23 protein-coding genes are annotated in these 23993 nt (G+C 60.8%); 18 read left to right on the top strand and 5 right to left on the bottom strand.

Annotated features, from left to right (window positions below; all coding sequences use genetic code 11):
- From GNP00_RS13430 to glpK, 6 genes are all read left to right on the top strand, one after another.
- Entirely contained in the window at nt 1–1077 is a 1077-nt protein-coding gene (locus tag GNP00_RS13430) for an ABC transporter ATP-binding protein (protein WP_011580931.1), read from the top strand.
- Nucleotides 1074–1940: a carbohydrate ABC transporter permease gene (locus tag GNP00_RS13425; RefSeq protein WP_011580932.1), complete on the top strand. Its 867-nt coding sequence runs from the start codon at nt 1074–1076 to the stop codon at nt 1938–1940. The genes GNP00_RS13430 and GNP00_RS13425 overlap by 4 nt, the downstream gene beginning before the upstream one ends.
- 104 nt (nt 1941–2044) lie before the next feature.
- Nucleotides 2045–2863 carry a carbohydrate ABC transporter permease gene (locus GNP00_RS13420; RefSeq protein WP_011580933.1) on the top strand — a complete coding sequence of 273 codons (819 nt, stop codon included), beginning with the start codon at nt 2045–2047 and terminating at the stop codon, nt 2861–2863.
- The gene (locus GNP00_RS13415) at nt 2863–3144 is read left to right on the top strand and encodes a DUF2160 domain-containing protein (RefSeq protein ID WP_011580934.1); all 282 of its coding nucleotides are present in this window, start codon (nt 2863–2865) and stop codon (nt 3142–3144) included. Before GNP00_RS13420 ends, GNP00_RS13415 begins: the two co-directional genes overlap by 1 nt.
- A gap of 72 nt (nt 3145–3216) precedes the next feature.
- Nucleotides 3217–4938, top strand: coding sequence for an ABC transporter substrate-binding protein (locus GNP00_RS13410; RefSeq protein WP_011580935.1), 1722 nt, complete (start codon nt 3217–3219; stop codon nt 4936–4938).
- Nucleotides 4939–5014: 76 nt separating this feature from the next.
- Nucleotides 5015–6517, top strand: coding sequence for a glycerol kinase GlpK (gene glpK, locus GNP00_RS13405; RefSeq protein WP_011580936.1), 1503 nt, complete (start codon nt 5015–5017; stop codon nt 6515–6517).
- Between the two features lie 174 nt (nt 6518–6691).
- On the opposite strand, the gene GNP00_RS13400 is transcribed toward glpK, so the two are convergent.
- On the bottom strand, nt 6692–7777 hold the full coding sequence (locus GNP00_RS13400; protein ID WP_011580937.1) for a GlxA family transcriptional regulator: 1086 nt from the start codon (nt 7775–7777) through the stop codon (nt 6692–6694).
- Between the two features lie 181 nt (nt 7778–7958).
- Here GNP00_RS13400 and GNP00_RS13395 point away from each other — a divergent pair, with 181 nt between their 5' ends.
- The 12 genes from GNP00_RS13395 to mazG all read left to right on the top strand — a co-directional run bounded on the left by GNP00_RS13395 (nt 7959) and on the right by mazG (nt 19940).
- A complete protein-coding gene (locus GNP00_RS13395) occupies nt 7959–9038 on the top strand; it encodes a class I SAM-dependent methyltransferase (protein WP_166016086.1) in 1080 nt (359 codons plus the stop codon).
- A gap of 150 nt (nt 9039–9188) precedes the next feature.
- Nucleotides 9189–9632: a carboxymuconolactone decarboxylase family protein gene (locus GNP00_RS13390; protein WP_011580939.1), complete on the top strand. Its 444-nt coding sequence runs from the start codon at nt 9189–9191 to the stop codon at nt 9630–9632.
- Between the two features lie 63 nt (nt 9633–9695).
- Entirely contained in the window at nt 9696–9929 is a 234-nt protein-coding gene (locus GNP00_RS13385) for a hypothetical protein (RefSeq protein ID WP_011580940.1), read from the top strand.
- A 249-nt stretch (nt 9930–10178) separates the two neighbouring features.
- Entirely contained in the window at nt 10179–11309 is a 1131-nt protein-coding gene (locus GNP00_RS13380) for an aldose 1-epimerase family protein (RefSeq protein ID WP_011580941.1), read from the top strand.
- A 98-nt stretch (nt 11310–11407) separates the two neighbouring features.
- Complete coding sequence (locus GNP00_RS13375) at nt 11408–12187, top strand: IclR family transcriptional regulator (RefSeq protein ID WP_166016085.1); 780 nt, start codon at nt 11408–11410, stop codon at nt 12185–12187.
- Nucleotides 12188–12311: 124 nt separating this feature from the next.
- Nucleotides 12312–13337, top strand: a complete 1026-nt coding sequence (locus GNP00_RS13370) for a substrate-binding domain-containing protein (protein WP_041544674.1) — start codon at nt 12312–12314, stop codon at nt 13335–13337.
- Between the two features lie 74 nt (nt 13338–13411).
- On the top strand, nt 13412–14428 hold the full coding sequence (locus GNP00_RS13365; RefSeq protein ID WP_011580944.1) for an ABC transporter permease: 1017 nt from the start codon (nt 13412–13414) through the stop codon (nt 14426–14428).
- On the top strand, nt 14425–15405 hold the full coding sequence (locus GNP00_RS13360) for an ABC transporter permease (RefSeq protein WP_011580945.1): 981 nt from the start codon (nt 14425–14427) through the stop codon (nt 15403–15405). Before GNP00_RS13365 ends, GNP00_RS13360 begins: the two co-directional genes overlap by 4 nt.
- Complete coding sequence (locus GNP00_RS13355) at nt 15405–16940, top strand: sugar ABC transporter ATP-binding protein (RefSeq protein WP_011580946.1); 1536 nt, start codon at nt 15405–15407, stop codon at nt 16938–16940. Before GNP00_RS13360 ends, GNP00_RS13355 begins: the two co-directional genes overlap by 1 nt.
- Before the next feature lie 13 nt (nt 16941–16953).
- Nucleotides 16954–17958 (top strand): aldo/keto reductase, encoded by a 1005-nt coding sequence (locus GNP00_RS13350; RefSeq protein WP_011580947.1) that lies wholly within the window; start codon nt 16954–16956, stop codon nt 17956–17958.
- A gap of 51 nt (nt 17959–18009) precedes the next feature.
- Nucleotides 18010–18876: an amidohydrolase family protein gene (locus GNP00_RS13345; protein WP_011580948.1), complete on the top strand. Its 867-nt coding sequence runs from the start codon at nt 18010–18012 to the stop codon at nt 18874–18876.
- A 260-nt stretch (nt 18877–19136) separates the two neighbouring features.
- The gene (gene mazG, locus GNP00_RS13340) at nt 19137–19940 is read left to right on the top strand and encodes a nucleoside triphosphate pyrophosphohydrolase (protein ID WP_011580949.1); all 804 of its coding nucleotides are present in this window, start codon (nt 19137–19139) and stop codon (nt 19938–19940) included.
- 6 nt (nt 19941–19946) lie between these two features.
- Here the strand turns inward: mazG and hflX are convergent, their stop codons facing one another.
- The 4 genes from hflX to trkA form a co-directional block, all read right to left on the bottom strand.
- Complete coding sequence (gene hflX, locus GNP00_RS13335; RefSeq protein WP_011580950.1) at nt 19947–21329, bottom strand: GTPase HflX; 1383 nt, start codon at nt 21327–21329, stop codon at nt 19947–19949.
- The gene (gene hfq, locus GNP00_RS13330) at nt 21330–21578 is read right to left on the bottom strand and encodes an RNA chaperone Hfq (protein WP_011580951.1); all 249 of its coding nucleotides are present in this window, start codon (nt 21576–21578) and stop codon (nt 21330–21332) included.
- Between the two features lie 127 nt (nt 21579–21705).
- Complete coding sequence (locus GNP00_RS13325) at nt 21706–22572, bottom strand: D-amino-acid transaminase (protein WP_011580952.1); 867 nt, start codon at nt 22570–22572, stop codon at nt 21706–21708.
- Between the two features lie 27 nt (nt 22573–22599).
- Entirely contained in the window at nt 22600–23976 is a 1377-nt protein-coding gene (gene trkA / locus GNP00_RS13320) for a Trk system potassium transporter TrkA (protein WP_011580953.1), read from the bottom strand.
- Between the last annotated feature and the right edge of the window lie 17 nt (nt 23977–23993).

Below are 23993 nucleotides of genomic sequence, written 5' to 3'. Positions count from 1 at the left end.
ATGGCGCGCATCGAGCTCAACCACATCCGCCACTCCTACCTGCCGGAGCCGAAATCCGACGCCGATTATGCGCTCAAGCGCGTGCAGCACACCTTCGAGGACGGCGGGGCCTATGCACTGCTCGGTCCGTCCGGTTGCGGCAAGACGACCCTCCTCAACATCATTTCTGGCCTGGTGCACGCCTCCGAAGGTCGCCTCCTCTTCGATGGCCGCGATGTCACCGCCTTACCGACTGAGGCGCGCAACATCGCGCAGGTGTTCCAGTTCCCGGTCGTCTACGACACGATGACGGTCTACGACAATCTCGCCTTCCCCTTGCGCAACCGGCGTGTGCCCGAGGATTTGGTGGACAGGCGCGTGCGCGAAATCCTGGCCATGACCGGGCTGGAGCACCGGGCGAGGCGCAAGGCGCAGGGTTTGACCGCGGATGAGAAGCAGAAGATCTCCCTCGGGCGGGGCCTGGCACGCTCCGACGTCAGCGCGATCCTCTTTGACGAACCGCTGACGGTAATAGATCCGCACATGAAATGGGCGCTGCGAACGCAACTCAAGGAGCTGCACCATCGCTTCGGCCATACCATGGTCTATGTCACGCACGACCAGACGGAGGCCCTGACCTTCGCCGATACGGTGGTGGTGATGTTCGAGGGCGAGATCGTGCAGATCGGCACGCCGGAGGAATTGTTCGAGCGGCCGCGGCATACCTTTGTCGGCTATTTCATAGGCTCGCCCGGCATGAACCTGCTGCCCGCGGCAATCGATGGCGCAGCGGCGCGCGTCGGGGGCCAGTCCATAGCGCTTCCTGGCCGCCCCGGGCCTTTGGCGGGGCAGCGCATCGAGCTCGGCATCCGCCCGGAATTCGTTCGCCTTGGGCGGCAGGGCATGCCTGTCGCAATCTCCAAGGTGGAGGATATCGGCCGCAAGAAAATCGTGCATGCCGAGCTCGAAGGGCAGGCAATCGCCGCGATCATCGGTGAGGATGCGGAGGTGCCGGCGGAGCCGCATGTCATCTTCGATCCTGCCCACCTCAATCTCTATGCCGATTCCTGGCGCGTGGATATGGAAGGCCGGCCATGAAGACCTGGAACAACAAGGCCTGGTTCATGGTGCTCCCGGTGCTGGCGCTGGTGGCCTTCTCGGCCGTCATTCCACTGATGACGGTGGTCAACTACTCAGTGCAGGACACGTTTGGAAACAACGTCTTCTTTTGGGCGGGGACGGAGTGGTTCGAGGAGGTCCTGGCTTCCGACCGCTTCTGGGCCGCCATGGGCCGCAATCTCGCCTTCTCCGCGATCATCCTCGCCATTGAGGTGCCGCTCGGCATCTTCATCGCGCTCAACATGCCGCGCAGGGGATGGGGTGTGCCGGTTTGCCTGGTTTTCATGGCGCTGCCGCTGCTCATACCCTTTAACGTGGTGGGCACGATCTGGCAGGTCTTCGGGCGCATCGATATTGGCCTGCTGGGACGGGGACTTTACGCCCTTGGCCTCGATTACAACTATGTCAACGATCCAATCGACGCGTGGGTGACGATCATCCTGATGGATGTCTGGCACTGGACAAGCCTCGTCGTGCTCTTGTGTTACGCCGGCCTCGTCTCGATCCCGGACGCTTATTATCAGGCGGCCAAAATCGACGGCGCGTCCCGCTGGGCGGTGTTCCGCTACATCCAGCTGCCCAAGATGCACCGGGTGCTGCTCATAGCCATCCTGCTGCGATTCATGGACTCCTTCATGATCTACACGGAGCCGTTCGTGCTCACGGGTGGCGGGCCTGGCAACACCACCACATTCCTGTCCATCGACCTGGTGAAGCTCGCCATCGGCGAATTCAATCTCGGCGAGGCGGCGGCCATGTCGATCATCTACTTCCTGATCATTCTTTTGATGTCATGGGTCTTCTACACGGTCATGACCAATTACGGCACGGAGAAGGGCTGATGGCGGCGGGCAAGAACAGCACCGCTGCGGCGGATACGATCGCGATGCGGCGGACCACTGCCGCGGCGGCGGTAGGCGAGGCACAGGCCGAGATCGGCCAGACCATGCTGCGGCGCGGTAGGCAGTCCCGCTTTTGGTGGCTGGTGCCGACGATCTACATTCTGTTCCTCATGCTGCCGATCTATTGGCTCATCAATATGAGCTTCAAGACCAATACGGAAATCCTCAATACCTTCTCGCTGTGGCCGGAGAACCCGACCTTGCGCAATTACCGTGTCATCTTCACCGATCCGGCCTGGTATTCGGGCTATATCAATTCGATCATCTATGTGGTGATGAACACCGTCATCTCGGTCGCCGCAGCGCTGCCGGCCGCCTACGCCTTCTCGCGGTACCGGTTTTTAGGCGACAAGCATCTGTTTTTCTGGCTGCTTACCAACCGGATGGCGCCGCCGGCGGTCTTCGCGCTGCCCTTCTTCCAGCTCTATTCGGCCTTCGGGCTGATCGACACGCACATTGCGGTGGCGCTGGCGCATTGCCTGTTCAACGTGCCGCTTGCGGTCTGGATCCTGGAAGGCTTCATGTCGGGCGTGCCCAAGGAGATAGACGAGACCGCATATATCGACGGCTACTCCTTCCCGCGCTTCTTCGTGAAGATCTTCATGCCTTTAATCGCAAGCGGCATCGGGGTCGCCGCCTTCTTTTGCTTCATGTTCTCCTGGGTGGAACTCCTGCTCGCCCGCACGCTGACGACGACAGCAGCTAAGCCGATCGCCGCCACGATGACCCGTACGGTCTCGGCTTCCGGTCTTGATTGGGGCGTGCTGGCCGCGGCCGGGGTGCTCACCATCATTCCCGGCGCGCTCGTGATCTGGTTCGTGCGCAACTATATCGCCAAGGGCTTCGCCCTGGGGAGGGTGTGATGAGCTTTTCATGGATGGCCTGGACATGGCCGACCGCCACCTTCTTCATCGTCATCGCGCTGCTGCTCATCAGCATGGGCGTATGGGAATATCTTTCGCCCGGCGGCAATCCGCGCGTCGGCGTGCTGCGCTTTGAGACGACGCGCGGCGACCGGCTGTTCGTCTCTCTGCTCGGCGCAGCCTTCATCAATCTAGCATGGCTTGGGCTCGTCGGCCCCAGCCTGTGGTGGGCTCTCGCTCTCTCCGTCATCTACGCGATAGGCGTGTTTCGATCGGTCTAGAGGAGAATTCCGGGGTGCCGCAAGCCCGCGGCGCCCCGTCAATGGTGCATCGTTCGGCTAGGGAGGAAACCAATGCAACGGCACTTGTTAATGACGACTTCGGCGCTCGTACTTCTGATAAATGCGGGCAGCGCCATGGCAGGCATGGAGGAAGCAAGGCAATTCCTTGACGCCGAGATCGGCGATCTGTCGACGCTTGACCGCGCCGCGCAGGAAGCGGAGATGCAGTGGTTCATCGATGCGGCGCAACCTTTCCAGGGCATGGACATCAAGGTGGTGTCGGAAACGATCACGACACACGAATACGAGTCCAAGGTGCTGGCGCCGGCCTTCACCGCCATCACCGGCATCAAAATCACGCATGACCTGATCGGCGAAGGCGATGTGGTCGAGAAGCTGCAGACGCAGATGCAGTCGGGCGAGAATATCTATGACGCCTATATCAACGATTCCGACCTGATCGGCACGCATTGGCGCTACCAGCAGGCACGCAGCCTGACCGACTGGATGGCGAATGAAGGCAAGGATGTCACCAATCCCAACCTCGATCTGGAAGACTTTATCGGCCTGAAATTCACGACGGCGCCGGACGGCGATCTCTACCAGCTGCCGGACCAGCAGTTCGCAAACCTCTACTGGTTCCGCTACGACTGGTTCAACGACGAGAAGAACAAGGCCGATTTCAAGGCGAAGTATGGCTACGACCTCGGCGTGCCGGTCAACTGGTCGGCCTACGAGGACATTGCCGAGTTCTTCACCGGCCGTGAGATCGACGGCAAAAAAGTCTACGGCCATATGGATTACGGCAAGAAGGACCCGTCGCTCGGCTGGCGCTTCACCGACGCCTGGCTGTCCATGGCCGGCAACGGCGATAAGGGCCTGCCCAACGGGCTGCCGGTTGACGAATGGGGCATCAAGGTCGACGAGAATTCGCGGCCCGTCGGCTCCTGCGTGGCCCGCGGCGGCGACACCAACGGCCCGGCCGCCGTCTATGCCATCCAGAAATATCTGGACTGGATGAAAGCCTATGCTCCTGCCGCGGCGCAGGGAATGACCTTCTCCGAGTCCGGTCCCGTTCCGGCTCAGGGCGAGATTGCGCAGCAGATGTTCATGTACACCGCCTTTACGGCAGACATGGTCAAGGAGGGCCTGCCGGTGGTGAATGATGACGGCACGCCGAAATGGCGTTTCGCGCCCAGCCCCCATGGCGTCTACTGGAAGGAAGGCATGAAGCTCGGCTATCAGGACGTGGGCTCCTGGACGATCCTCAAGTCGACCCCGGACGACCGCGCCAAGGCCGCATGGCTTTATGCACAGTTCGTCACGTCCAAGACGGTGGACGTGAAGAAGAGCCATGTGGGCCTGACGCTGATCCGCGAGTCCTCGATCCAGCACGAGAGCTTCACCGAGCGCGCACCGAAGCTCGGCGGCTTGATCGAGTTCTATCGTTCGCCTGCCCGCGTGCAATGGTCTCCGACCGGCACGAATGTGCCCGACTATCCGAAGCTGGCGCAGCTCTGGTGGCAGGCGATCGGCGATGCAGCCTCCGGCGCCAAGACCCCGCAAGAGGCAATGGACACGCTCTGTGCGGAGCAGGAGCAGGTTCTGGAACGCCTGGAGCGCGCCGGCATCCAGGGCGATATCGGCCCGAAACTCGCCGAGGAGCACGATCTTGAGTACTGGAACAAGGATGCCGTTTCGAAGGGCAATCTTGCGCCGCAGCTGAAGATCGAGAACGAGAAGGAACAACCCATCACCGTCAATTATGACGAGTTGGTAAGGAGCTGGCAGTAGCCGCAGGTCCACTGATACCGGTGGCTATGGAGGCGGCGATGAGCCGCCTCCATTCGTGAGAGGACGCGGGGGAAGCATGACAGGGTACATTTTGGCGATTGACCAGGGCACGACATCGAGCCGGGCCGTCATCTTCGACGGCGCGATGAAGATCGTGGCGGTGGGCCAGAAGGAATTTCCGCAGCACTACCCCGCCTCCGGCTGGGTCGAGCACGACCCAGAGGACATCTGGAAGAGCGTCGTGGCGACGGTGAAGACGGCGCTCAGGAAAGCGAAGCTGGAGGCCTCCCGGATCACCGCGATCGGCATCACCAACCAGCGCGAAACGGCGGTAATCTGGGATAGGGCGACCGGCATGCCCATTCACAACGCCATCGTCTGGCAGGACCGCCGCACCGCCCCCCTCTGCGCGAAGCTCAAGAAGGCCGGGCTGGAGCCGAAATTCACCCGCAAGACAGGGTTGCTGCTCGATCCTTATTTTTCCGGCACCAAATTTGCCTGGCTGCTGGACAATGTCAAAGGCGCGCGCCGGCGCGCTGAGAAGGGCGAGCTTCTGGCCGGCACGATCGACACGTATCTCATTTGGCGGCTGACGGGCGGCAGGATGCACGCAACCGACGCGACTAACGCCTCGCGCACGCTGCTCTACAACATTTCGAAGAATGCCTGGGACGCCGACCTTCTGAAGATCCTGCGCATTCCGACAGCCCTTTTGCCGGAAGTGAAGGACTGCGCGGCGGAGTTCGGGGTGACGGAGAAGAAGATATTCGGCGCCGAGATCCCGATCCTTGGAGTGGCCGGCGACCAGCAGGCGGCCACCATCGGGCAGGCCTGCTTCGAGCCTGGCATGCTGAAATCCACTTACGGCACCGGTTGCTTCGCCGTGCTTAACACGGGCGAAAGGCTCATCCGCTCCAAGAACAGGCTGCTTTCCACCATCGCCTATCGGCTCGACGGCAAGACTACCTATGCGCTGGAGGGCTCGATCTTCATCGCGGGTGCCGCCGTGCAGTGGCTGCGCGACGGGATCAAGGTGATCGGCAAGGCCGCGGAGAGCGGAGCGCTTGCGGAGCGTTCGGACGAAACGCAGCAGATCTATCTCGTGCCGGCCTTTGTGGGGCTTGGCGCGCCGCACTGGGACGCCGATGCGCGCGGCGCGATTTTCGGACTGACCCGCAACTCAGGCCCGGCGGAATTCGCGCGCGCGGCTTTGGAATCCGTCGCCTACCAGACCCACGATCTTCTCGTGGCTATGAAAAGGGATTGCGGCAACACCTTCGGAAAAACGGTGCTGCGGGTGGACGGCGGCATGGTCGCCTCCAGCTGGACTATGCAGTGCCTCGCCGACATTCTCGACGCGCCGGTGGATAGCCCGACAATCACGGAGACAACCGCGCTGGGGGCCGCCTGGCTTGCCGGTTCCAAGGCCGGCATCTGGCCTGACAGGGCAACATTTGCCAAGAGCTGGGCGCTCGAGCGCCGTTTCGAGCCTCAGATGGATGGCAGGCAGCGCAAGGCGAAGCTTGCCGGCTGGGCCGACGCGGTATCGCGCACGTTGACAGCGCGTGCGCCGTGCTAAGCGCCTGGGCGGCATCCTGCCAGCATAGCTCCCGAAGCACTGGGCTACAGCGCTTCTTGGGGTAGGGCGCTCAAGAGCACCTCCCAGAACAACAACGCAAAGCGCTGACTCCCCACTGCCAAAAACACTCGTCTAGTGCGTCTTTTTCGCGTCTGGAGATCAGGATGCCCATGTTCAGCCGGCAGCCGATCCCTCCGACAAGCCATTTGTCGAACGCACCGGTTGCGTGTTCGGTCTAGCATAGTCAGGAATTTTGAAGCGACGACGGTACGCTCCGGGTGCCAATCCCGTGAAGCGCTTGAAGAGGCGTCGGAAAAACGCCGGTTCCTCGTAGCCGACCTGCCAACTGATCTCGTCCACGGAGACTTCCGTGCGCTCGAGCCGGCGTTTGGCATCTTCTATTCTCAGTCGTTGCACATATGTGATCGGGCTTAACCCTGCCGCGCTCGTAAATCGTCGCTTGAAGGTGCGCTCCGTCAGCCCTGAGCGTCGGATCATTTCTTCGATAGGATTGACGACCGAGAAATGGGTGGCGACCCAGTCCTGGGCGGCCTGGATCGCCAGATCGCCATGGTTCTTGCGGCCTTCGAAGACGATGTAGGGCGCAAGCCCGTCCTGATGCCATTGCAGCGCAAAAAAGCGCGCGACGTCCTGCGCCACCGTCGTCCCCGCGTGGCGGGCAATCAGGTATAGCACGAGATCATGCCATGTCATGGACGCGCCAGAGGTAATCAGCTCCTCCCGTTTGCCGGAAACAACGAGCACCCGCTCCGGGTGAATGCATACGTCGGGGAAGGAGGAAGCGAACGTACGGGCGTAGCCATAGTGCACCGTCGCATCCACTCCGTCGAAGAGGCCGGTCTCGGCGAGCAGAAATATGCCGGAGCAGGCGGAGCAGAGAAGAGCACCGCGCTCGTGCATCGCGCGACACCAGTCAACGAGCTCTGGGTACCGCCCTTTTTGCCAGCCTTCCGGCCCCAGCAGGATTGAGGGAACGATGACGATGTCGGTGGCCTCAACCTCCGCAACGCTTCGATGCGCGGTCACAGGCACACCGCTGGCGAGTTCCAGTGGGCCTTCCCGAAGCCCCACAATCTCCACCCGAAAGGGCTTCGGGAGTTCATCACCGGAGGTCTGCATCAGGGCAGGGCCGTTGATCACGTCGAAGATGCCGGAGAGCGTTGAGATAACGGCCTCGGGGATGGCGACGAGGCTCACATGGACCGGCTCACTTCTGGAGGCTGCGATGTCGAGTTGCATGGCGGTTGCCCTTGTGGCGAGAATACCTCCGAGAAAGCTGCTGCGCCAAACATAAATGATTGCTGCCGAGTGGCAGAAACAGCCCGATTCTGGAAAATCTCGCTCTGTCGTCCCGCATCTCTCCCTGCGATTTATCGCCAGCCTCGGGTCTTACCTGAGCACATGCACAGGAGAGAGTAAGATGATGGACCACACCCACCGCCAAACGTTTGATACTGCGAAGCTCGATGCGCTCGTTGCACGTTCCTTCCAAGACCTTTCCGCCGGTTACGGCGGCGTGATGATCAGCCTCGGCAACCGCCTCGGTCTTTACAAGGCTATGGCCGGGGCCGGTCCGCTTACCGCGCGCGAGCTTGCCACCCGCGCTGATTGTGCTGAGCGATATGTGCGCGAGTGGCTCAACTCCCAGGTCGCGGGCGGCTACGTTGCCTATCATCCGATCAGCAATACCTACGAACTGACCCCCGAACAGGCGATGGTCCTCGCCGACGAGGACAGTCCCGCGTTCTTTCCCAATGCGTGGGCCGTTCCGGCATCCATGTGGGCCGACGAGGAAAAGGCTGTGCATGCCTTCCGCACCGGCCGAGGGATTCCCTGGGGAGACCACGATGGGCGCCTCGCCTGCGGTGTAGCCGCCTTCTACCGCAACGGCTACAAGGCCAGTCTCGTTCAGGAATGGCTGCCGTCGCTGGACGGAGTCGTCGACAAACTCACGGCCGGCGCGCTGGTGGCAGATGTCGGCTGCGGCCATGGCCATTCGACAGTGCTGATGGCCAAGGCCTTTCCCGCCTCCACCTTTTGCGGTTTCGACTCGCACGAGAAGTCGCTGAAGGAGGCGGTTGCCATCGCGGCGGAAGCCGGGGTGACCAGCGGCATAACATTTGAGACGGCGCGTGCCGACAATTATCCAAGTGCTGGCTACGATCTGATTTGCTTCTTCGATGCCCTGCACGACATGGGCGATCCGGTGGCCGTGGCTGCGCATGCCGCCGAAGCCCTCGCACCCGACGGCACCGTAATGCTCGTTGAGCCATTCGCCAACGACCGGGTGGAGGATAACGTCTCGCCCGTGGCGAGGATGTACTACGCCGCCTCCACCACGATCTGCGTCGCGCATGCGATTTCCGACGGCGGCCGGCTGGTACTTGGCGCGCAGGCCGGCGAGGCGCGGCTGGCGGAGGTGTTCCGCAAAGCGGGGTTCACCCGCTTCCGCCGCGCTTTCGAGACGCCGTTCAACCTTGTCCTCGAAGCGCGGCTTTGAGGAGCTTGGCGGCGAGCATTTCGGATCCGCTCCGGACAGAACGTCACCGCCTCGGGCGGGCGGTAGACAGCTTCGCGGCGTGAAGGGGGGCGCGGAGCAGACAACTTTGTACCCCTTCTAACCCAAGACTGAAGAACAGGAGACCCGACAATGAGGAAGACTTTGGCAATTCTCGCCATCGCTGCGACGACTACAATCGCGGCGCAATTCGCCGTCGCGCAGGAAGTGCCGACGGCAGAACAGACCTACAAGGAAATCGAGGCCACCCTCGGAATCGTCCCGACCCACTTCAAGGCCTATCCGAAATCGGCGGTCGCCGGTGCCTGGGCCATCACCAAGAGCCTCGACTTCGGCGAAGGCAACACTGTGCTCGAACCGAAGGTCAAGTCGCTCATCAACCTCGCGGTGGCGGCGCAGATTCCCTGTCGCTACTGCATCTGGTTGGAGAGCAAAATGGCCAGGGACCGCGGCGCTTCCGATGAGGAAATCGCAGAGGCGGTCGCGCTTGCGGGCTATGTCCGCCACTGGAGCACGGTGCTCAACGGACTGCAAATCGATCTCGAAACCTTCAAGGCTGAATTCGGCGGCGAATGACGTCGGCGCCCGGCACCCTTTTGCCGGGCGCTGCCTCTAGCCACAGATATTGGAAGTGCTCCCATGGATGTCCTGATAAACGCGGCCAATATTCTATATGTGATCGCCTACTTCACCATGGATCTGCTGCGCCTGCGCGTCCTCACCCTGACGGCAGCAGGCTGCCTTGCTGTCTATTTTTACAGCCAGCCCGTTCCGATGCTGAACGCGGTCGCCTGGAACGTGTTCTTCATAGTCCTGAACCTGGTTCACATTACTCGCATTTTGCTGGCGCGGTGCCGGAGCGCCCGACTGTAGCGGCGCTTTTCGCGGAAGCGGCCGCAAACAGGCGAAGCTGGCCTTCAAAGCGTTCCCAAACAGACGATCTCGGGAGCCAGCAGCAAGCAACGGGCTGGAAAATGCTCGGCGGACGACAGGACGCTCTCGGCAGACTGCAAACACACTTTCTTTAAGGATCACCTGCCGGCCAACGGTAGCAGATGGTATTGCGCACCTCAAATGCTTGGCTCAAACCTGGAAGGCCGATCAGCAGAGGTGAGGGTAGCCATGAAGATATTAGGCCGAGATATTCCGCTCGACGAGATAACGTCACATGTCGGAGCATTCAGCCAGGTGTTCGGCGTCGAATTGGTAACGCAGGAAAACGGTCTGCAGCGAGGCAACCGCGTCCTTATCTTCCGCTCCGGTTCAGGCTTGATGTTTGAGGTGCAGGTTGACCGGGCAATGGACCTCAGCCGCATGAACTATCTTGGCGTACCGATCGGCTGGGATTCGCCAGCGGACTTGCGAAGTCCGTGGCTGCATGAGTTCGATGCCGAAGATGGTTTCAGCTGGGCCCGCTCCTTCTCCGGTCTCATGAACTCATGTGGGCTCGACCACATCCACGCTCCAGAAACGGACAGCGCAGCACATTTCAATCATCCGCCGCGGCCCGAGATTACGTTCCCACTTCACTCGCGCATCAGCTACACCCCTGCGCTTCTCACTGGCTACGGCGTGCGTTGGGAAGGAGAGAGGGCGTTCCTCTACGCGAGCGGCGAAGTGCGGCAGGCAACCGTGTTCGGCGAAAACTTCCTCCTCGCAAGACGCATTGAAGTGGAGGTTGGCACTAATTGCGTGATCTATACCGATACCGTCCGGAACCTATCCTACAACACCGTGCCGCATGCCTATCTTTGGCACATCAACCTGGGCTGGCCGCTCTTGAATGCAGGGTCGAGGCTGGTCAGCCCGATTTCTGAAACGCCGTGGTCGCTCCGAGCAGGCGAAGACAACGAGAGCGGAGCGTTCGAACAAGCCGGTCCTCGTCACCCGACCACCCAGCAGGTTTTCGACCACCACGTCCGCCTTGAGGCTGACGGCACGGCGCGCGCGGCGCTGATCAATGACGACTTCCAGCATCCGTGTGGCTCCACAGGGCTTGCGCTGGAAATCGCCTATGACGGACGCGCGATGCCGGCGCTGTTCCAATGGCAGTTCTTCCAATCAGGCAATTACGTCATGGCCATTGAGCCATCCACGACCCATGCCGGCTCCAGGGCTGACTGGCACGCCCGCAAGGAATTCAAGATGCTGGGCCACGGCGAGAGCGCAAGCTACAGACTGGAACTGACGCCGCACATCGGTGCCACGGCAATTACGGAGGCTGAACAGCGCATTATGAACCCGGTGACGTGATGATTACAATGTGACTGTGCGCTTTTCAAAATCCTGGCGAGCCCGTATTAGTTGCCGAGTGCAGCGTGCACGGTATTTGCCGGTTCCTGGAGGATCCCATGACGGTTGGGGGTGTTAAGAAGAGCTCGACCGTCCTCAAGGCGCTGAAGATGCTGGAGGAAATCGGCAATCACGAGGGCGGGATAGCCTTGTCCGACATCGCCTCCGTCGTAGAACTCGATCGCAGTACGGCCTATCGGCTGCTGACCACCTTGGTCGATGCGGGTTTCTTGGTCCGCTCGGAAGAGACGAAAAAGTATGGCCTTACCTACAAACTCATCTCAATAAGTCGTTTCCTGTTGGCCAATACCGGGCCAGACGACCTCATACGGTCGAAGCTCGCAGAACTTTCAAGGCTAACCCAGGAGGCGGCGAACTTTTCCGTCCTGGATGGCGATCAAGCGGTCATTCGCCTGCAATCGAAGGGCTCTCATCTCCTCTCGGTAGCGTTCAAGATCGGCGACAGGTCGGACCTGCATTGCACCTCGATCGGCAAGGTCCTGCTTGCACAGCAGAGCGACCGCTTCATTCAGCGCTTCCTGTCGCGTCCGTTGCCGAAGGTTACCCCCCAAACACTGACGAATCCGGATGACCTGCTGCGGGAACTCGAAAAAATTCGCCAGCAAGGCTACGCATTCGACGTCCGGGAATTTGCAGACGATATGTGCTGCGTGGCAGCCCCGCTCTTCGGCGCCCACGGCAAGCTCTTGGGCGGTATCAATTTCGCCGGTCCGATCACACGCATGAGCCCTGAGCGCATGCGCGAACTCGCCGCGATCCTCCAGAAGGCCACGAAAGAACTATCCGACGCGATGCGCAGCTCAACCCCAGGCGATTAGTGATTACTATGTGACCGCACCTTTCAAAATGTGCTTTACCTCCTGACTGACTCCCAGTAGGATGATCGGGTCGATGGCTCACGCTGTAAACCGTGTCGAACCGTCGCCAACTGGGAGGAATGACATGTTCAAGATTTTGATGACTGCCGCCGTGGCGGCAGCCGCCATCTCCGGTTTGACCGGTGCGGCGGTGGCCGCGGACGTTAAGCTCGCGCTCGTGCCAGGGGGTCCACATCCTTTCTTTGCTCCTTGGGAGCAGGCGGCAGCGGACGCCAAGAAGGATTTTGGCCTCGCCGAAGCGACGTATGCAGTGCCCCAGGAGTGGCAGCTCGACATGCAGAACAAGCTGCTCGAAAGTCTCGCGGCACAGGGCTACAACGCCTTCGGTATCTTCCCCGGAGACGCGACGGGCACAAATGAAATGATCTCCGAACTCGACTCCTTCGGCAGCCCGTCCGTCGTCATCGGCGGCTGCACGCAGAGCCCGAGTCCCGCGAAATTCTGCCTTGCCACCGACGTCTATCGTTCGGCCTATCTCGGCACGAAGGCACTCATCGAGGCAATGGGCGGCAAGGGCAAGATCATGCACGCCGGCAGCCGGCTAGTGGACCCGAACACGCAATTGCGTATCGCCGCCATAGATAAGGCAATCGAGGAAGCCGGTCCCGACGTCACGCTCTATCAGCATGTCACCGACACAGACAGCCAAGAGACCGGCGATGCCAAGATCAATGGCGTGCTCGCCGCCGACGCCGCCAACATCGACGGCATCATAGCCACCGGCTACGTATCCTCGGTGATCGCGGCCCGTGCGCTCGAGAACCTCAACGATGCGCGGATCAAGATGATCGGGATCGACGACGACAAGATCGTGCTCGACGCGATCGACAAGGGCGTCATCCAGGGCACCATGGCCCAGAACCCCTACGGCCAGGCCTACATCGCCGCTTATGCCTTAAAGCGCATGCATGAGGGCTGCACGATGAAGGCCGACGCGGTGTTCGACGAGAACCCGCAGAATGCGACCTTTATCGACAGCGGCACTCTGCTCATAAGCAAGGACAACCTCCAGACCTACCGCGACGAGTTGAAGAAGATCGCGGACGACATCATTGCAGGCTTCGACGCCAAATACCTCGCCTGCAGCTGACGCTCCGATAGTCTGCGCCTGGCGGCCTCGTGCCGCCACACGCGCCGCGCGACAAATCGAACGAGTTATTGCCGATGTTACATGTAGCCGAATCTGGCGCCACCACGCCGGCCGCCTCCTGGTTTTCGGGCGCGCGGCTGTGGCGCCTGGCAAATGCAGGCGGGCTGCTCATACTGATCATTGCGCTGATTGCCGGCATCGGCATCTTTATTCCGAGCTTTCTGTCGCCGTTCAATCTTTTCGCACTCACCCGCAATCTCGCTGTCGACATCATCATTGGCTTTTCCATGATGACGGTTCTCGGCCTCGGTCACATGAATCTTGCGGTAGGCGCGATAGGCGCCTGCGCCGCAATGGTGACAGGCTTCGCGCTGGAGCGCGTCGGCCTGCCCATACCGCTGGCGATCATCGTGGCGCTGCTGACTGGCATGGTGCTGGGCGCAATCAACGGTATCCTGATCGTCCGCACCGGCCTGCACAGCTTCGTCATCACCCTCGCCACGGCGAGCCTCTATTTCGGGTTGATGTTCATTCTCACCAAGGCCGAGGCATTCCGAAACCTGCCTGTGGATTTCTCAGGCTTGGCGAAGGGGCGCATCGGCTCCTTCTCGAACTTCCTTTTCGTGGCCTTGGCGCTGGCGATTGGCCTGGTGGCGCTGTTCAACTATTCGCAACTGGGACGGCAGATGCTCGCCACCGGAGCTAACAGCGTGGCGGCGGGCCTTTCAGGTGTGCCCGTCAACCGAATTGTCGTGATAACGCACGCTCTGTCAGGCCTGCTGGCCGCGATCGCGGGCGTGCTTGTCACGGCGCGGCTGGCTTCGGCCTTGCCCTCGATCGGTGAGGACTGGCTGCTGCCGTCATTTCTTGCCCCGCTGCTGGGCGGGACTCTCCTGGCGGGGGGCTATGTCTCGGTTGTCGGCGCCGTCCTCGGCGCAATTCTTCTGTCAGTGCTGCAGAACGGCCTGATCCTGATGAATGTCAGCGGTTTCTGGATCCAGTTTTTCCTCGGCCTCGCCCTGCTGGCAGCGGTCGGCATCGATCGTTGGCGCAGCGTCACCGCCGAACGCAGAGGAATGGTCAGTCGATGAAACAGTCGCTCGGCGATCGCATCCTGAATATCGAGTGGCTGCCGCTCCTCGTCCTGGCATTTGTCGGCATCCTCGTGCTGTCGATGATATCGAGCAATTTCTTGAGCAGCTACAACCTGTTCGTGATCCTGCGCATCCTGTCGGTGACCAGCCTCGTGGCGCTGTCACAGATGGTGGTGATAGCAATCGGCCAGATGAACCTGGCAGTCGGAGCGATCGGCGGCCTTGTGGCAATTCTGTTCGGCGCGCTGCTGGAGCTCTACCATGTGTCCATCCCGCTCGCCTTTTTGGCAGGCCTCGCTGTCGGCATCGCCTGCGGCGCGCTCAGTGGCTGGCTCATCGCCTGGACGAAGATCAGCGGCTTCATCATCACGCTTGCGATGCTTTCTGTTTTCACCGGCTTGAACTACGGCATCACCAAGAGCATTCCGTTCTACAACATGCCACAAGCCCTCAAGGCCTGGTACGACAGCTACGTGGGGCCAGTACCCCTTATCCTGTTTATTCCCCTCATCGCGATGGTTGCAGTCGCCGTCATCCTCCACCACACGAGAGCCGGCCGACAGATGCTGGCGATGGGCGGCAATCCCGCCGCCGCGGAACTGGCCGGCATCTCGCTGATGCGGACGACCATCATGGCGCACACCCTTTCCGGCGCTCTCGCCGCCATTGCAGGAATGGTGGCCGTGGCGCGTCTCGGCACCGCCGAGCCTACGATCGGATCGGACTGGCTGCTGGCGTCGTTCGCCGCACCTGTCATAGGCGGGGCCATTTTGACGGGCGGCCATGTCTCTGTCATCGGCACGATGATTGCTGTGCTGATTGTTGTCCTGCTGGAGAACGGCCTGATCCTCGCCGGTACCAATCCCTTCTACATCCCGTTCTTCCTTGGCGCGCTGATCCTGCTTACGGTCCTCTTCAATCACTGGCGTAACTCCGCGCGGTCCTCTCCGCTGTTGAGGAGGGGAGGGCACTGATGACACCGCTCCTGGAAGTCCGCGGCGCCACGAAAGCCTTTCCGGGCGTCAAAGCACTCGATGGGGTGAACCTGACTTTGCGTGCGGGCGAGATCCACGCGCTCGTGGGCGAGAACGGCGCTGGGAAGAGTTCGCTGATAAAGCTTCTGACGGGGGTGCTGCGACAGGACGAAGGCGAGATACGCCTCAATGGCGAGCCGGTGAAATTTAACTCGCCGCACGAGTCTCTCGCGGCCGGCATCGCTGTGGTGCATCAGGAGCGCAATCTCATTCCGCGCTATTCGATCGCCGAGAACATGTTCCTCGACCGTCTGCCTGTGCGCAACGGCCTGGTGCAGCACGCGCAAATGCGGCGGGAAGCACAGCCCTGGCTCGATCTCCTCGACCTCCACATTAATCCGGGAACACCGGTGCGCTACCTCTCGGTCGCGCAGATGCAGCTTGTCGAGATAGGGCGCGCGCTGTCGCTCGACAGCAAGATACTGCTGCTTGACGAGCCTACCGCTTCCATCAGCGAACACGAGGTGGAACGCCTTCTCACCATCCTCAGGCGATTGCGCGACCAGGGCAAGGCGATCCTGTTCGTCAGCCATAAGCTCGAAGAGCTGACCCAATTGTGCGATCGCATCACCGTCTTGCGGGACGGGAAGAACGCTTGCGACGACCGGCCGCTCAAGGGGATGACCAAGGCGGATATCGTGACGTTGATGGTGGGCCGCGAGAGTGCCGTCACGGACCTTGGCGAGCGGACGGCAAAGCTCGGCGAAATCAGGCTCGCCCTGCGAGACCTGGCGACAGGCGCGGGGCACAAGGGAATCAATCTCGACGTCCGCGCAGGCGAGGTCGTCGGACTCTATGGTCTGGTGGGCGCCGGACGCAGCGAACTCGCAAAGTCGATCATCGGAGCTTATCCCGTCCTGTCGGGCAGGATCGAGATGGAGGGCCGCCCCGCACGCATACGGGCCCCCCTTGATGCCTTGCGCGACTGGCACATCGGCTATGTTTCCGAGGACCGCAAGGGCGAAGGTCTGATCCTAACGCAGTCGGTCGCCCGCAACACGGCGATTACGGTCTGGCATCGCATTGCGAAGCGGCTCGGGTTTTTGTGGGGCGGGATTGAGAAGGCGGCAATCCTCCCTTTCGTCGAACGGCTCAATGTCAAGACGCCGAGCCTCGACCAGGCCGTCGGCAATCTCTCCGGTGGAAACCAGCAGAAGGTAAGCGTTGCGAAATGGCTCGCAGCCGATGCCCGCATCCTGATCATCGACGAGCCGACGGTGGGCGTCGACGTCCGCACCAAGGGTTATCTGCATCGCCTGATCTGGAAGCTTGCCGAAGATGGAGCCGCGATCCTGCTGATTTCGAGCGAGCTGTCGGAGATGGTCCAGCTGGCCGACCGCATCTACGTCATGAATGACTACCGGATCATTACGGAAATGCCGAACTCGCGCCAGTACGACGAGATGAGTGATCGCCTGATGACTGCGATTCACCGGGACAATGACGCCCGGACGCAAAGCGCGGCAGCCGAATAAGAGGAGAGACGCCGTGGTCAATGCCGGAGAACGCATATCGTTGGGAACGACCGGCTTGGAGCTCACCCGCGTCGGGTTCGGCTGTGCTCCGATCGGTAATCTGCTCTCCGAAGTTTCGGAGGAAGATGCGCAGGCGGCCATCGCCGCGGCGTTCGAAGACGGGGTCCGCTTCATAGACGCCGCACCCTTCTACGGCTACGGGCTCGCAGAGGAGCGCGCCGGGAGGGCGCTCAAAGGACGGCGCCGCGAAGATTTCGTGTTGTCCACCAAGGTCGGACGGCTGGTCCGTCCGGGTAAGCGCAGTGGCGCCGAGATCTTCGGAGACAACCAGTCCTTCTACCTCGCCAATCCCGACATGCACCTCGAGCTCGATTATTCCTATGACGGTGTAATGCGATCGCTCGAGGACAGCCTGCGACGCTGGAAGGTCGACCGCGTCGACATCCTCCACATCCACGATCCCGACGACCATTTCGAAGATGCCGTGAACGGCGCCTTTCGCGCGCTCGACAGGTTGCGCAGCGACGGCACGATCTCAGCCGTGTCGGCCGGCATGAACCAATGGGAAATGCTCTCGCGTTTCATGGATCACGGCCGGTTCGATTGTTTCCTGCTCGCCGGACGCTACTCGCTGCTGGACCAGACGGCCCTGCCTGAATTTCTGCCGAAATGCCAGGGCAGGGGGGTAGGGGTTATCCTCGGCGGGGTGTTCAATTCGGGCTTGCTGGCGCATCCAGTGCGCGGCGCGACTTTCAACTACGTGCCTGCCCCTGACAATCTGATCGAACGCGCTCTGGCGCTGAAGTCGGTGTGCGAGCGCCACGGAGTTTCGCTGAAAGCAGCGGCCATCCAGTTTCCGCTCGCGCATCCTGCCGTGACGAGCATCCTCACCGGAGTGCGCACTAAGGCTGAGTGGGACGAGAACAATGCCGCTCTTCAATCCACCATTCCCGATAATCTGTGGGATGAGCTCAAGGCGGAAGGACTCTTGAGCCCGGATGCGCCCGTCCCGCACTAAGCGGTGATGGCGGCGCGCTCTATCGTTCAATTCAAGGAAGGAACTTGCGCAATGCGGATCGATGCCCATCACCATTTCTGGGATCCTCGCAAAAGGGACTACTACTGGATGCAGGGCCCGGAGATGGAGGTGATCCGGCGACCGATGGGGCCGGGGGATCTGCGTCCGCTGCTTGCCGCAGCCGGAATCTCCGGGACGGTGACTGTGCAGACCGTCCCGGATCTCGGCGAAACGCGGGAGTTCCTCGCTGTGGCCGAGGAAACCGATTTCGTTTGCGGCGTCGTGGGATGGGCCGACCTGACGTCGCCCGAGCTGCCGGAGACGCTTGCCTCGCTTAAGGATGAGCCAGGCGGGAGATACCTCGTCGGCATCCGCCATCAGGCTCACGACGAGGAGGATTCCGCATGGCTCACCCGCCCAGATGTTGTCAGCGGTATAAGGCGCGTCCATGAGGCTGGGCTTGCATATGATCTTCTCGTCAAAGAGCGTGAACTGCCCGCGGCTATCGCTTGCGCGGACTCGCTGCCCGCGGATGCACGGCTTGTCGTTGACCACATTGGTAAGCCACGGATTGCCGAATCCGCGCTCCAGCCCTGGAAGGATCTCATCTCCGACATCGCGAAACGTCCCAATGTGTGGTGCAAGATTTCCGGCATGGTGACAGAAGCGGACTGGGAAACCTGGTCCAAAGACGATCTGCGACCTTACGTGGATCATGTCATTTCGTGTTTCGGATCTGAGCGCGTGATGTTTGGATCCGACTGGCCGGTTTGTCTTCTCGCCGCATCCTATGATGAGGTCGTGACTGCGACAGATGATCTTCTGTCGGACCTCACTGATCAGGAGCGGTTGATGGTATTCGGCGCCAACGCAGAAAAGTTTTATCGCCTCGACAGGTGTCGTGATGCCCGGAAATAGCCAACGATAATCGCCAATCCGAGCCCGGCCTCGGGATCCGCGGATCACCGCACGGTGCTAACTGATGCGCGGGCTCTCGTCATCACGGACTATGGGAGAACGACATCTAAGTTCCATAATCTATCTTATGCAATCCGCTCCGACGGTGTACTGTTTTTTGAAATTCAATGACAATCCTCCGCCATTGCGCGACCGAGAAGCTTGAGAACCGGGCGGATGCGCGATACGGCTTCGCCATCACCATACGGAGCCCTCGCCCGATGAAACCGTCCAAGGACATTTCCCGACTGATCGAGATCATGGCCGCGCTCCGTGATCCGGATTCCGGCTGCCCGTGGGACGTGCAGCAGAATTTTTCGACCATCGCACCCTATACGATTGAGGAGGCCTACGAGGTTCTCGACGCCGTCCAGCGCGATGATATGCAAGACTTGCGTGACGAGCTGGGTGATCTGCTTCTTCAGGTCGTTTTCCACGCCCGCATGGCGGAGGAAGCCGGTCACTTCGACTTCGGCGATGTCGTCGAGGCGATCACGACGAAGATGATCCGCCGCCACCCGCATGTGTTCGGGGATGACGATGCACGTGAGGCCGGGATGGCCAAGGGCATGTGGGAACGCATCAAGGCGGAAGAGAAAGCCGAGCGCCGGCGCCGCGGCGGGCAGACCGAGCGCGGCTACCTGGACGATGTGACGGTCGCCCTGCCCGCCTTGATGCGAGCGCTGAAGCTTCAGGAAAAAGCGTCACGTGTCGGTTTCGACTGGGGTGCCGCCCGACCGATTCTCGACAAGATAGAGGAAGAGATCGGTGAACTGCGGCAGGAAATGGAGGCAGGCAGGCAGCCAGCCATTGCGGGGGAGTTCGGGGATCTCCTTTTTGCAACGGTCAATCTCGGCCGGCATTTGGGTGTCGATCCCGAGAGCGCGCTACGAAGCACCAATGAGAAATTCCGCACCCGCTTTCATTCTGTCGAACGGCGCTTGCGCGAAGAAGGTAAGGCGCTCGGCGCTGCCTCACTTGAGGAAATGGAAGCGCACTGGCAGGAAGCGAAGAAGATTAAATAATCCTCCCTACCCTTTGTTATTCCTAGATAATCTCCGGCTAATTTCCTCACGCGCCGCTTGAGTAGCGCGAATTTTCACTGTGGAGCCGCCGTCCTCGTTGTCCTTCCGGTTCGTGACTCGGGCGTGCCGGTAAATCCAATCCATCAGTCCCATCTGTTCGGAAGAAAGGGTAAAAAGGACTTCGGAAACCTCGCCTGAAAGACGCTCCTCGACAAGAGCCATCAGGTCCTCAATTCCCTCACCCGTTATGGCCGAGATGGCGATAGGCGCCGTTTTGTTGATATCGTCGCGCAACAATCGCTCGCGATCAGCCTCGCTCAACCTGTCGATTTTGTTCCAAACCTCGACCGCACGGGCCGGATCGGAGGTATCCACGCCGAGACTCGCCAACACCTGTTCCACGTCTCTGGCATGGGCCGCCGTGTCGGGATCGGAAATGTCGCGCAGGTGCAGGATGACATCCGCTTCCACCACTTCTTCGAGCGTTGCTCGGAAAGCAGCCACGAGATGCGGCGGAAGGTCGGAGATGAAGCCGACCGTATCGGAAAGAATCACGACGGTCCCGTGCGGGAAACGAACGCGCCTCAGCGTCGGATCAAGCGTGGCAAACAGCATATCCTCCGCCAGCACCGAGGCGCCGGTAAGCCTGTTGAAGAGCGTCGATTTGCCGGCATTCGTGTAGCCAACAATCGCAACAATGGGAAAAGGCACCTTGCGCCGCTTGGTGCGATGCAGGTCACGAGTGCGACGGACGGTCTCCAACTCACGTTTAATGCGGATTATACGCTCTTGCAGGAGGCGGCGATCCGCCTCGATCTGCGTTTCGCCTGGGCCGCCCATGAAGCCGCCGCCGCCGCGCTGCCGCTCCAGGTGGGTCCAGCTGCGAACAAGCCGGCCGCGCTGATATTCGAGATGAGCGAGGTCAACCTGCAAACGCCCCTCTTTCGTCCGCGCGCGACGTCCGAAAATCTCGAGTATCAGACCGGTGCGGTCGAGCACCTTGGCCTTGAGCTCGCGCTCCAGATTCCGTTGCTGAACCGGGGTAAGCTGATGGTCAATGATGACGAGCTCCGCGCCCGTCTCGGCCACGATATTCGCCAGATCCTTGACCTTGCCCGCACCGATCAGCGTTGCCGGCCGCGGTTGCGCGACCGTGAAAAACTCACTGTGGGTGATCTCGAGATCGATTGCCTCGGCAAGCCCTACAGCCTCGTCCAGTTTGGCCTGAGGCGAAAGTGGTATATGCCGCCGCTGCTCACCATCCTCGACGGCAGCGCGAGCACGCGCCGCAACGCTAGGCGCTACGACGACAGCCTTGGTGCGCGCTGAAGCACCCGCCCCATCCTGGGCGACTCCCGCCGCATGGTGCGCCTTGGGTTTTCCTGCCAATCAGCCTTCCCGACTACCTTCCTCCGCCTCGAACAGCTGCACCGGCTGGCTGGGCATGATCGTGGAGATCGCATGCTTGTAGACAAGCTGTGAGTGCCCATCCCGGCGCAGAAGAACACAGAAATTGTCGAACGATGTAACCACACCTGTCAATTTCACGCCGTTGATCAGAAATATCGTCAGCGGGTTCTTGCTCTTGCGAACGGTGTTGAGAAATAAATCCTGCAGATTTTGGGAACGTTCCGCCATTGTTTTTTTTCATCCCCTGCGCTTCGCTGGCAGTAGCGCAAAACTGATCCCGCCCGTCAAGCGCGGCAACTGCCCTCCTGCCGCGCCCGCGCCGAACGCCTCTTGCGCATCGGCTTACTGGAGTGGGTTAACAGGCAGGACTCTTTTCCGCAACGTCAAAAAACGACTGACGTAACGACAAGGTAAGAGATCCCGGGTGACCATTCGCCACCGGCCGGCCATCTATTTCGACAACCGGCATTACGACCGTGGAAGCCGCGGTAATGAAAGCCTCACGGGCTGACTGGGCCTCCTCGACTGAAAACGCCCTCTCCTCCACCTCGAGCCCCATCTTAGCGGCCAAATCCATTAAAGTGGTGCGCGTTATGCCGCGCAAGATGCCAAATTCCGCAGGACGTGTGATCAATTTTCCGTCAGTGGTGACGATCCAGGCGTTGGTGGAAGCGCCTTCTTTCACAGAGCCGTCGCTGTCGATGAACCATGCCTCGGCCGCCCCAGCCTCACGCGCCTTCTGCTTTGCGAGCACATTGGGCAGAAGCCCGACCGTCTTGATGTCCACCCGCTCCCACCGGTTTTCGGGAACGGTGATGACCTTCACGCCCGTCTCGGCACGGCTGTTGGAGATTGCGGGATTGAGCCGCTTGGCGGTCACGACAATTGCCGGCTTTGTATCAGGCGCGGGAAAAAAGTGATCGCGCGGCGCCACGCCGCGCGTGACCTGTAGATAGACGAGCCCATCGCTCACCTTGTTGCGCCGCGCCACCTCGCGCAGGACGAGCTCCAATGCCTTGCGGTTCATCGGCCAGCTGATCCCAAGCTCGCGCAGGGACCGGTCGAGCCGATCGAGATGGCGAGTCATGTCTATGATATAGCCTCTGGCGATCTCACAGACCTCGTAAACCCCGTCGGCGAATTGATAACCCCGGTCTTCAATGTGAACGGCGGCGTCCGCATGATGAACATAGCGGCCATTCACATAGGCGATGCGCGGCATTCCAGACTCCTTAAAGACAGCCGATGATCAAAAGAATTCCAAACTGACGCGGAACAGCTGCTCCACCTGCCTTACGGCATCGGCAAGCGCAAAGATGACGACGCGGTCCTTGGGCTTTATCCGCAGCGATCCGCTTGGCCTGATGAATTGGCCGTCGCGATAAACGCCGCCGATGCGCATCCCGTCAGGCAGTTCCTGTTCGTTGAGCGGCGGCCCGACAAGCGGCGATGTCTCGAGTGCCTCGGCCTCCAGCACCTCCGCAGCTCCACGATCGATATTGTGGACGGCCCGGATGCGTCCACGCCGCACATGCTGCAACACGCGTGAGATCGTCACCGCCCGAGGGTTCACATGGGCATCGATGCCAAGCGTCCGCGCGAAGTCGTGATATGTAGGGTTGTTGATCAGGACAAGATTGGACCGGCATCCCAGCCGCTTCGCAATCACGCTGCAGAGAATGTTCACCTGATCGTCGTTCGTCAGCGCGACCATCAGGTCGGCATGGTCGATATCGGCTTCGAGCAGCAGCTTTTGTTCGAGAGCGCTGCCATTCAGCACGACAGTGCGACGCAGCTGGTCGGCGACGGTCACCGCCCGGGCATGATTGCTCTCGATCAGCTTCACTTTGGTCCGGCTCTGCTTCTGCTCGAGCGCACGAGCAACATAAAGGCCGATATTTCCGCCACCGGCAATTACAATGCGCGTTGCCTCCTTCTCATCGTGACCGAAAAGGCCGAGCGTTCGCCGCACCTGATCCTTGGTGGTGACCACATAGGCCAGATCACCCGCCATCAGCTGATCGATCGAGCGGGGAACGAAGAGGTGCCCCCCGCGAGAGATGCCAACGACGGTGGATGGCAGATCCGGAAACAGCTCCGTTAGCTGCGAAAGCGGTGTGTTGATAACCGGGCATTCCTCGAGGCACTCGATTGCAACCATCGCCACATGCCCCTCGGCGAAGGAGACCACGTCCGTTGCACCCGGCAGGGCGATACGCCTCAATACCATCTCGCCCACCTCCAGCTCCGGGGAGATGATGACGTCGATCGGCAGGTTCTCTCGCGAGAAAAGATCCATGTAGTGCGATTGAAGATAGGCCTGCGAACGGATGCGGGCGATCTTCGTCGGCACATTGAAGAGCGCGTGCGCGACCTCGCACGCGACCATGTTCACCTCGTCAAAGAGGGTCACGGCAATAATCATGTCCGCCTGCTGAGCGCCCGCGGCCGCCAGAATATCGGGATGGGCGCCATGGCCGACGAAGCCGCGCACGTCCAGCGTGTCCCGTACGGAGCGGACAAGATCCGGCGAGGTATCGATGATGGAGACATCGTTCTGCTCGGCCGCAAGGCGCTCGGCAATCCCATAGCCCACTTGGCCCGCGCCGCAAATGATGACTTTCATTCCATTCTCCGAGGGCC

It is taken from the genome of Chelativorans multitrophicus (genome assembly GCF_011317445.1).
In the GTDB taxonomy this organism is placed as follows: Bacteria; Pseudomonadota; Alphaproteobacteria; order Rhizobiales; family Rhizobiaceae; genus Chelativorans; species Chelativorans multitrophicus.
This window is presented reverse-complemented; position numbering and strand designations above follow the sequence as displayed.

Coding starts and splice junctions, on each gene's coding strand:
- GNP00_RS13395 (WP_166016086.1), top strand. CDS start 7,959: ATGATGGACCACACCCACCGCCAAACGTTTGATACTGCGAAGCTCGAT.
- GNP00_RS13345 (WP_011580948.1), top strand. CDS start 18,010: ATGCGGATCGATGCCCATCACCATTTCTGGGATCCTCGCAAAAGGGAC.
- GNP00_RS13400 (WP_011580937.1), bottom strand. CDS start 7,777: ATGCAACTCGACATCGCAGCCTCCAGAAGTGAGCCGGTCCATGTGAGC.
- GNP00_RS13415 (WP_011580934.1), top strand. CDS start 2,863: ATGAGCTTTTCATGGATGGCCTGGACATGGCCGACCGCCACCTTCTTC.
- GNP00_RS13365 (WP_011580944.1), top strand. CDS start 13,412: ATGTTACATGTAGCCGAATCTGGCGCCACCACGCCGGCCGCCTCCTGG.
- GNP00_RS13425 (WP_011580932.1), top strand. CDS start 1,074: ATGAAGACCTGGAACAACAAGGCCTGGTTCATGGTGCTCCCGGTGCTG.
- GNP00_RS13360 (WP_011580945.1), top strand. CDS start 14,425: ATGAAACAGTCGCTCGGCGATCGCATCCTGAATATCGAGTGGCTGCCG.
- hfq (WP_011580951.1), bottom strand. CDS start 21,578: ATGGCGGAACGTTCCCAAAATCTGCAGGATTTATTTCTCAACACCGTT.
- GNP00_RS13380 (WP_011580941.1), top strand. CDS start 10,179: ATGAAGATATTAGGCCGAGATATTCCGCTCGACGAGATAACGTCACAT.
- GNP00_RS13390 (WP_011580939.1), top strand. CDS start 9,189: ATGAGGAAGACTTTGGCAATTCTCGCCATCGCTGCGACGACTACAATC.
- GNP00_RS13410 (WP_011580935.1), top strand. CDS start 3,217: ATGCAACGGCACTTGTTAATGACGACTTCGGCGCTCGTACTTCTGATA.
- glpK (WP_011580936.1), top strand. CDS start 5,015: ATGACAGGGTACATTTTGGCGATTGACCAGGGCACGACATCGAGCCGG.
- trkA (WP_011580953.1), bottom strand. CDS start 23,976: ATGAAAGTCATCATTTGCGGCGCGGGCCAAGTGGGCTATGGGATTGCC.
- GNP00_RS13420 (WP_011580933.1), top strand. CDS start 2,045: ATGCTGCGGCGCGGTAGGCAGTCCCGCTTTTGGTGGCTGGTGCCGACG.
- GNP00_RS13325 (WP_011580952.1), bottom strand. CDS start 22,572: ATGCCGCGCATCGCCTATGTGAATGGCCGCTATGTTCATCATGCGGAC.
- GNP00_RS13430 (WP_011580931.1), top strand. CDS start 1: ATGGCGCGCATCGAGCTCAACCACATCCGCCACTCCTACCTGCCGGAG.
- mazG (WP_011580949.1), top strand. CDS start 19,137: ATGAAACCGTCCAAGGACATTTCCCGACTGATCGAGATCATGGCCGCG.
- GNP00_RS13355 (WP_011580946.1), top strand. CDS start 15,405: ATGACACCGCTCCTGGAAGTCCGCGGCGCCACGAAAGCCTTTCCGGGC.
- GNP00_RS13375 (WP_166016085.1), top strand. CDS start 11,408: ATGACGGTTGGGGGTGTTAAGAAGAGCTCGACCGTCCTCAAGGCGCTG.
- GNP00_RS13370 (WP_041544674.1), top strand. CDS start 12,312: ATGTTCAAGATTTTGATGACTGCCGCCGTGGCGGCAGCCGCCATCTCC.
- GNP00_RS13385 (WP_011580940.1), top strand. CDS start 9,696: ATGGATGTCCTGATAAACGCGGCCAATATTCTATATGTGATCGCCTAC.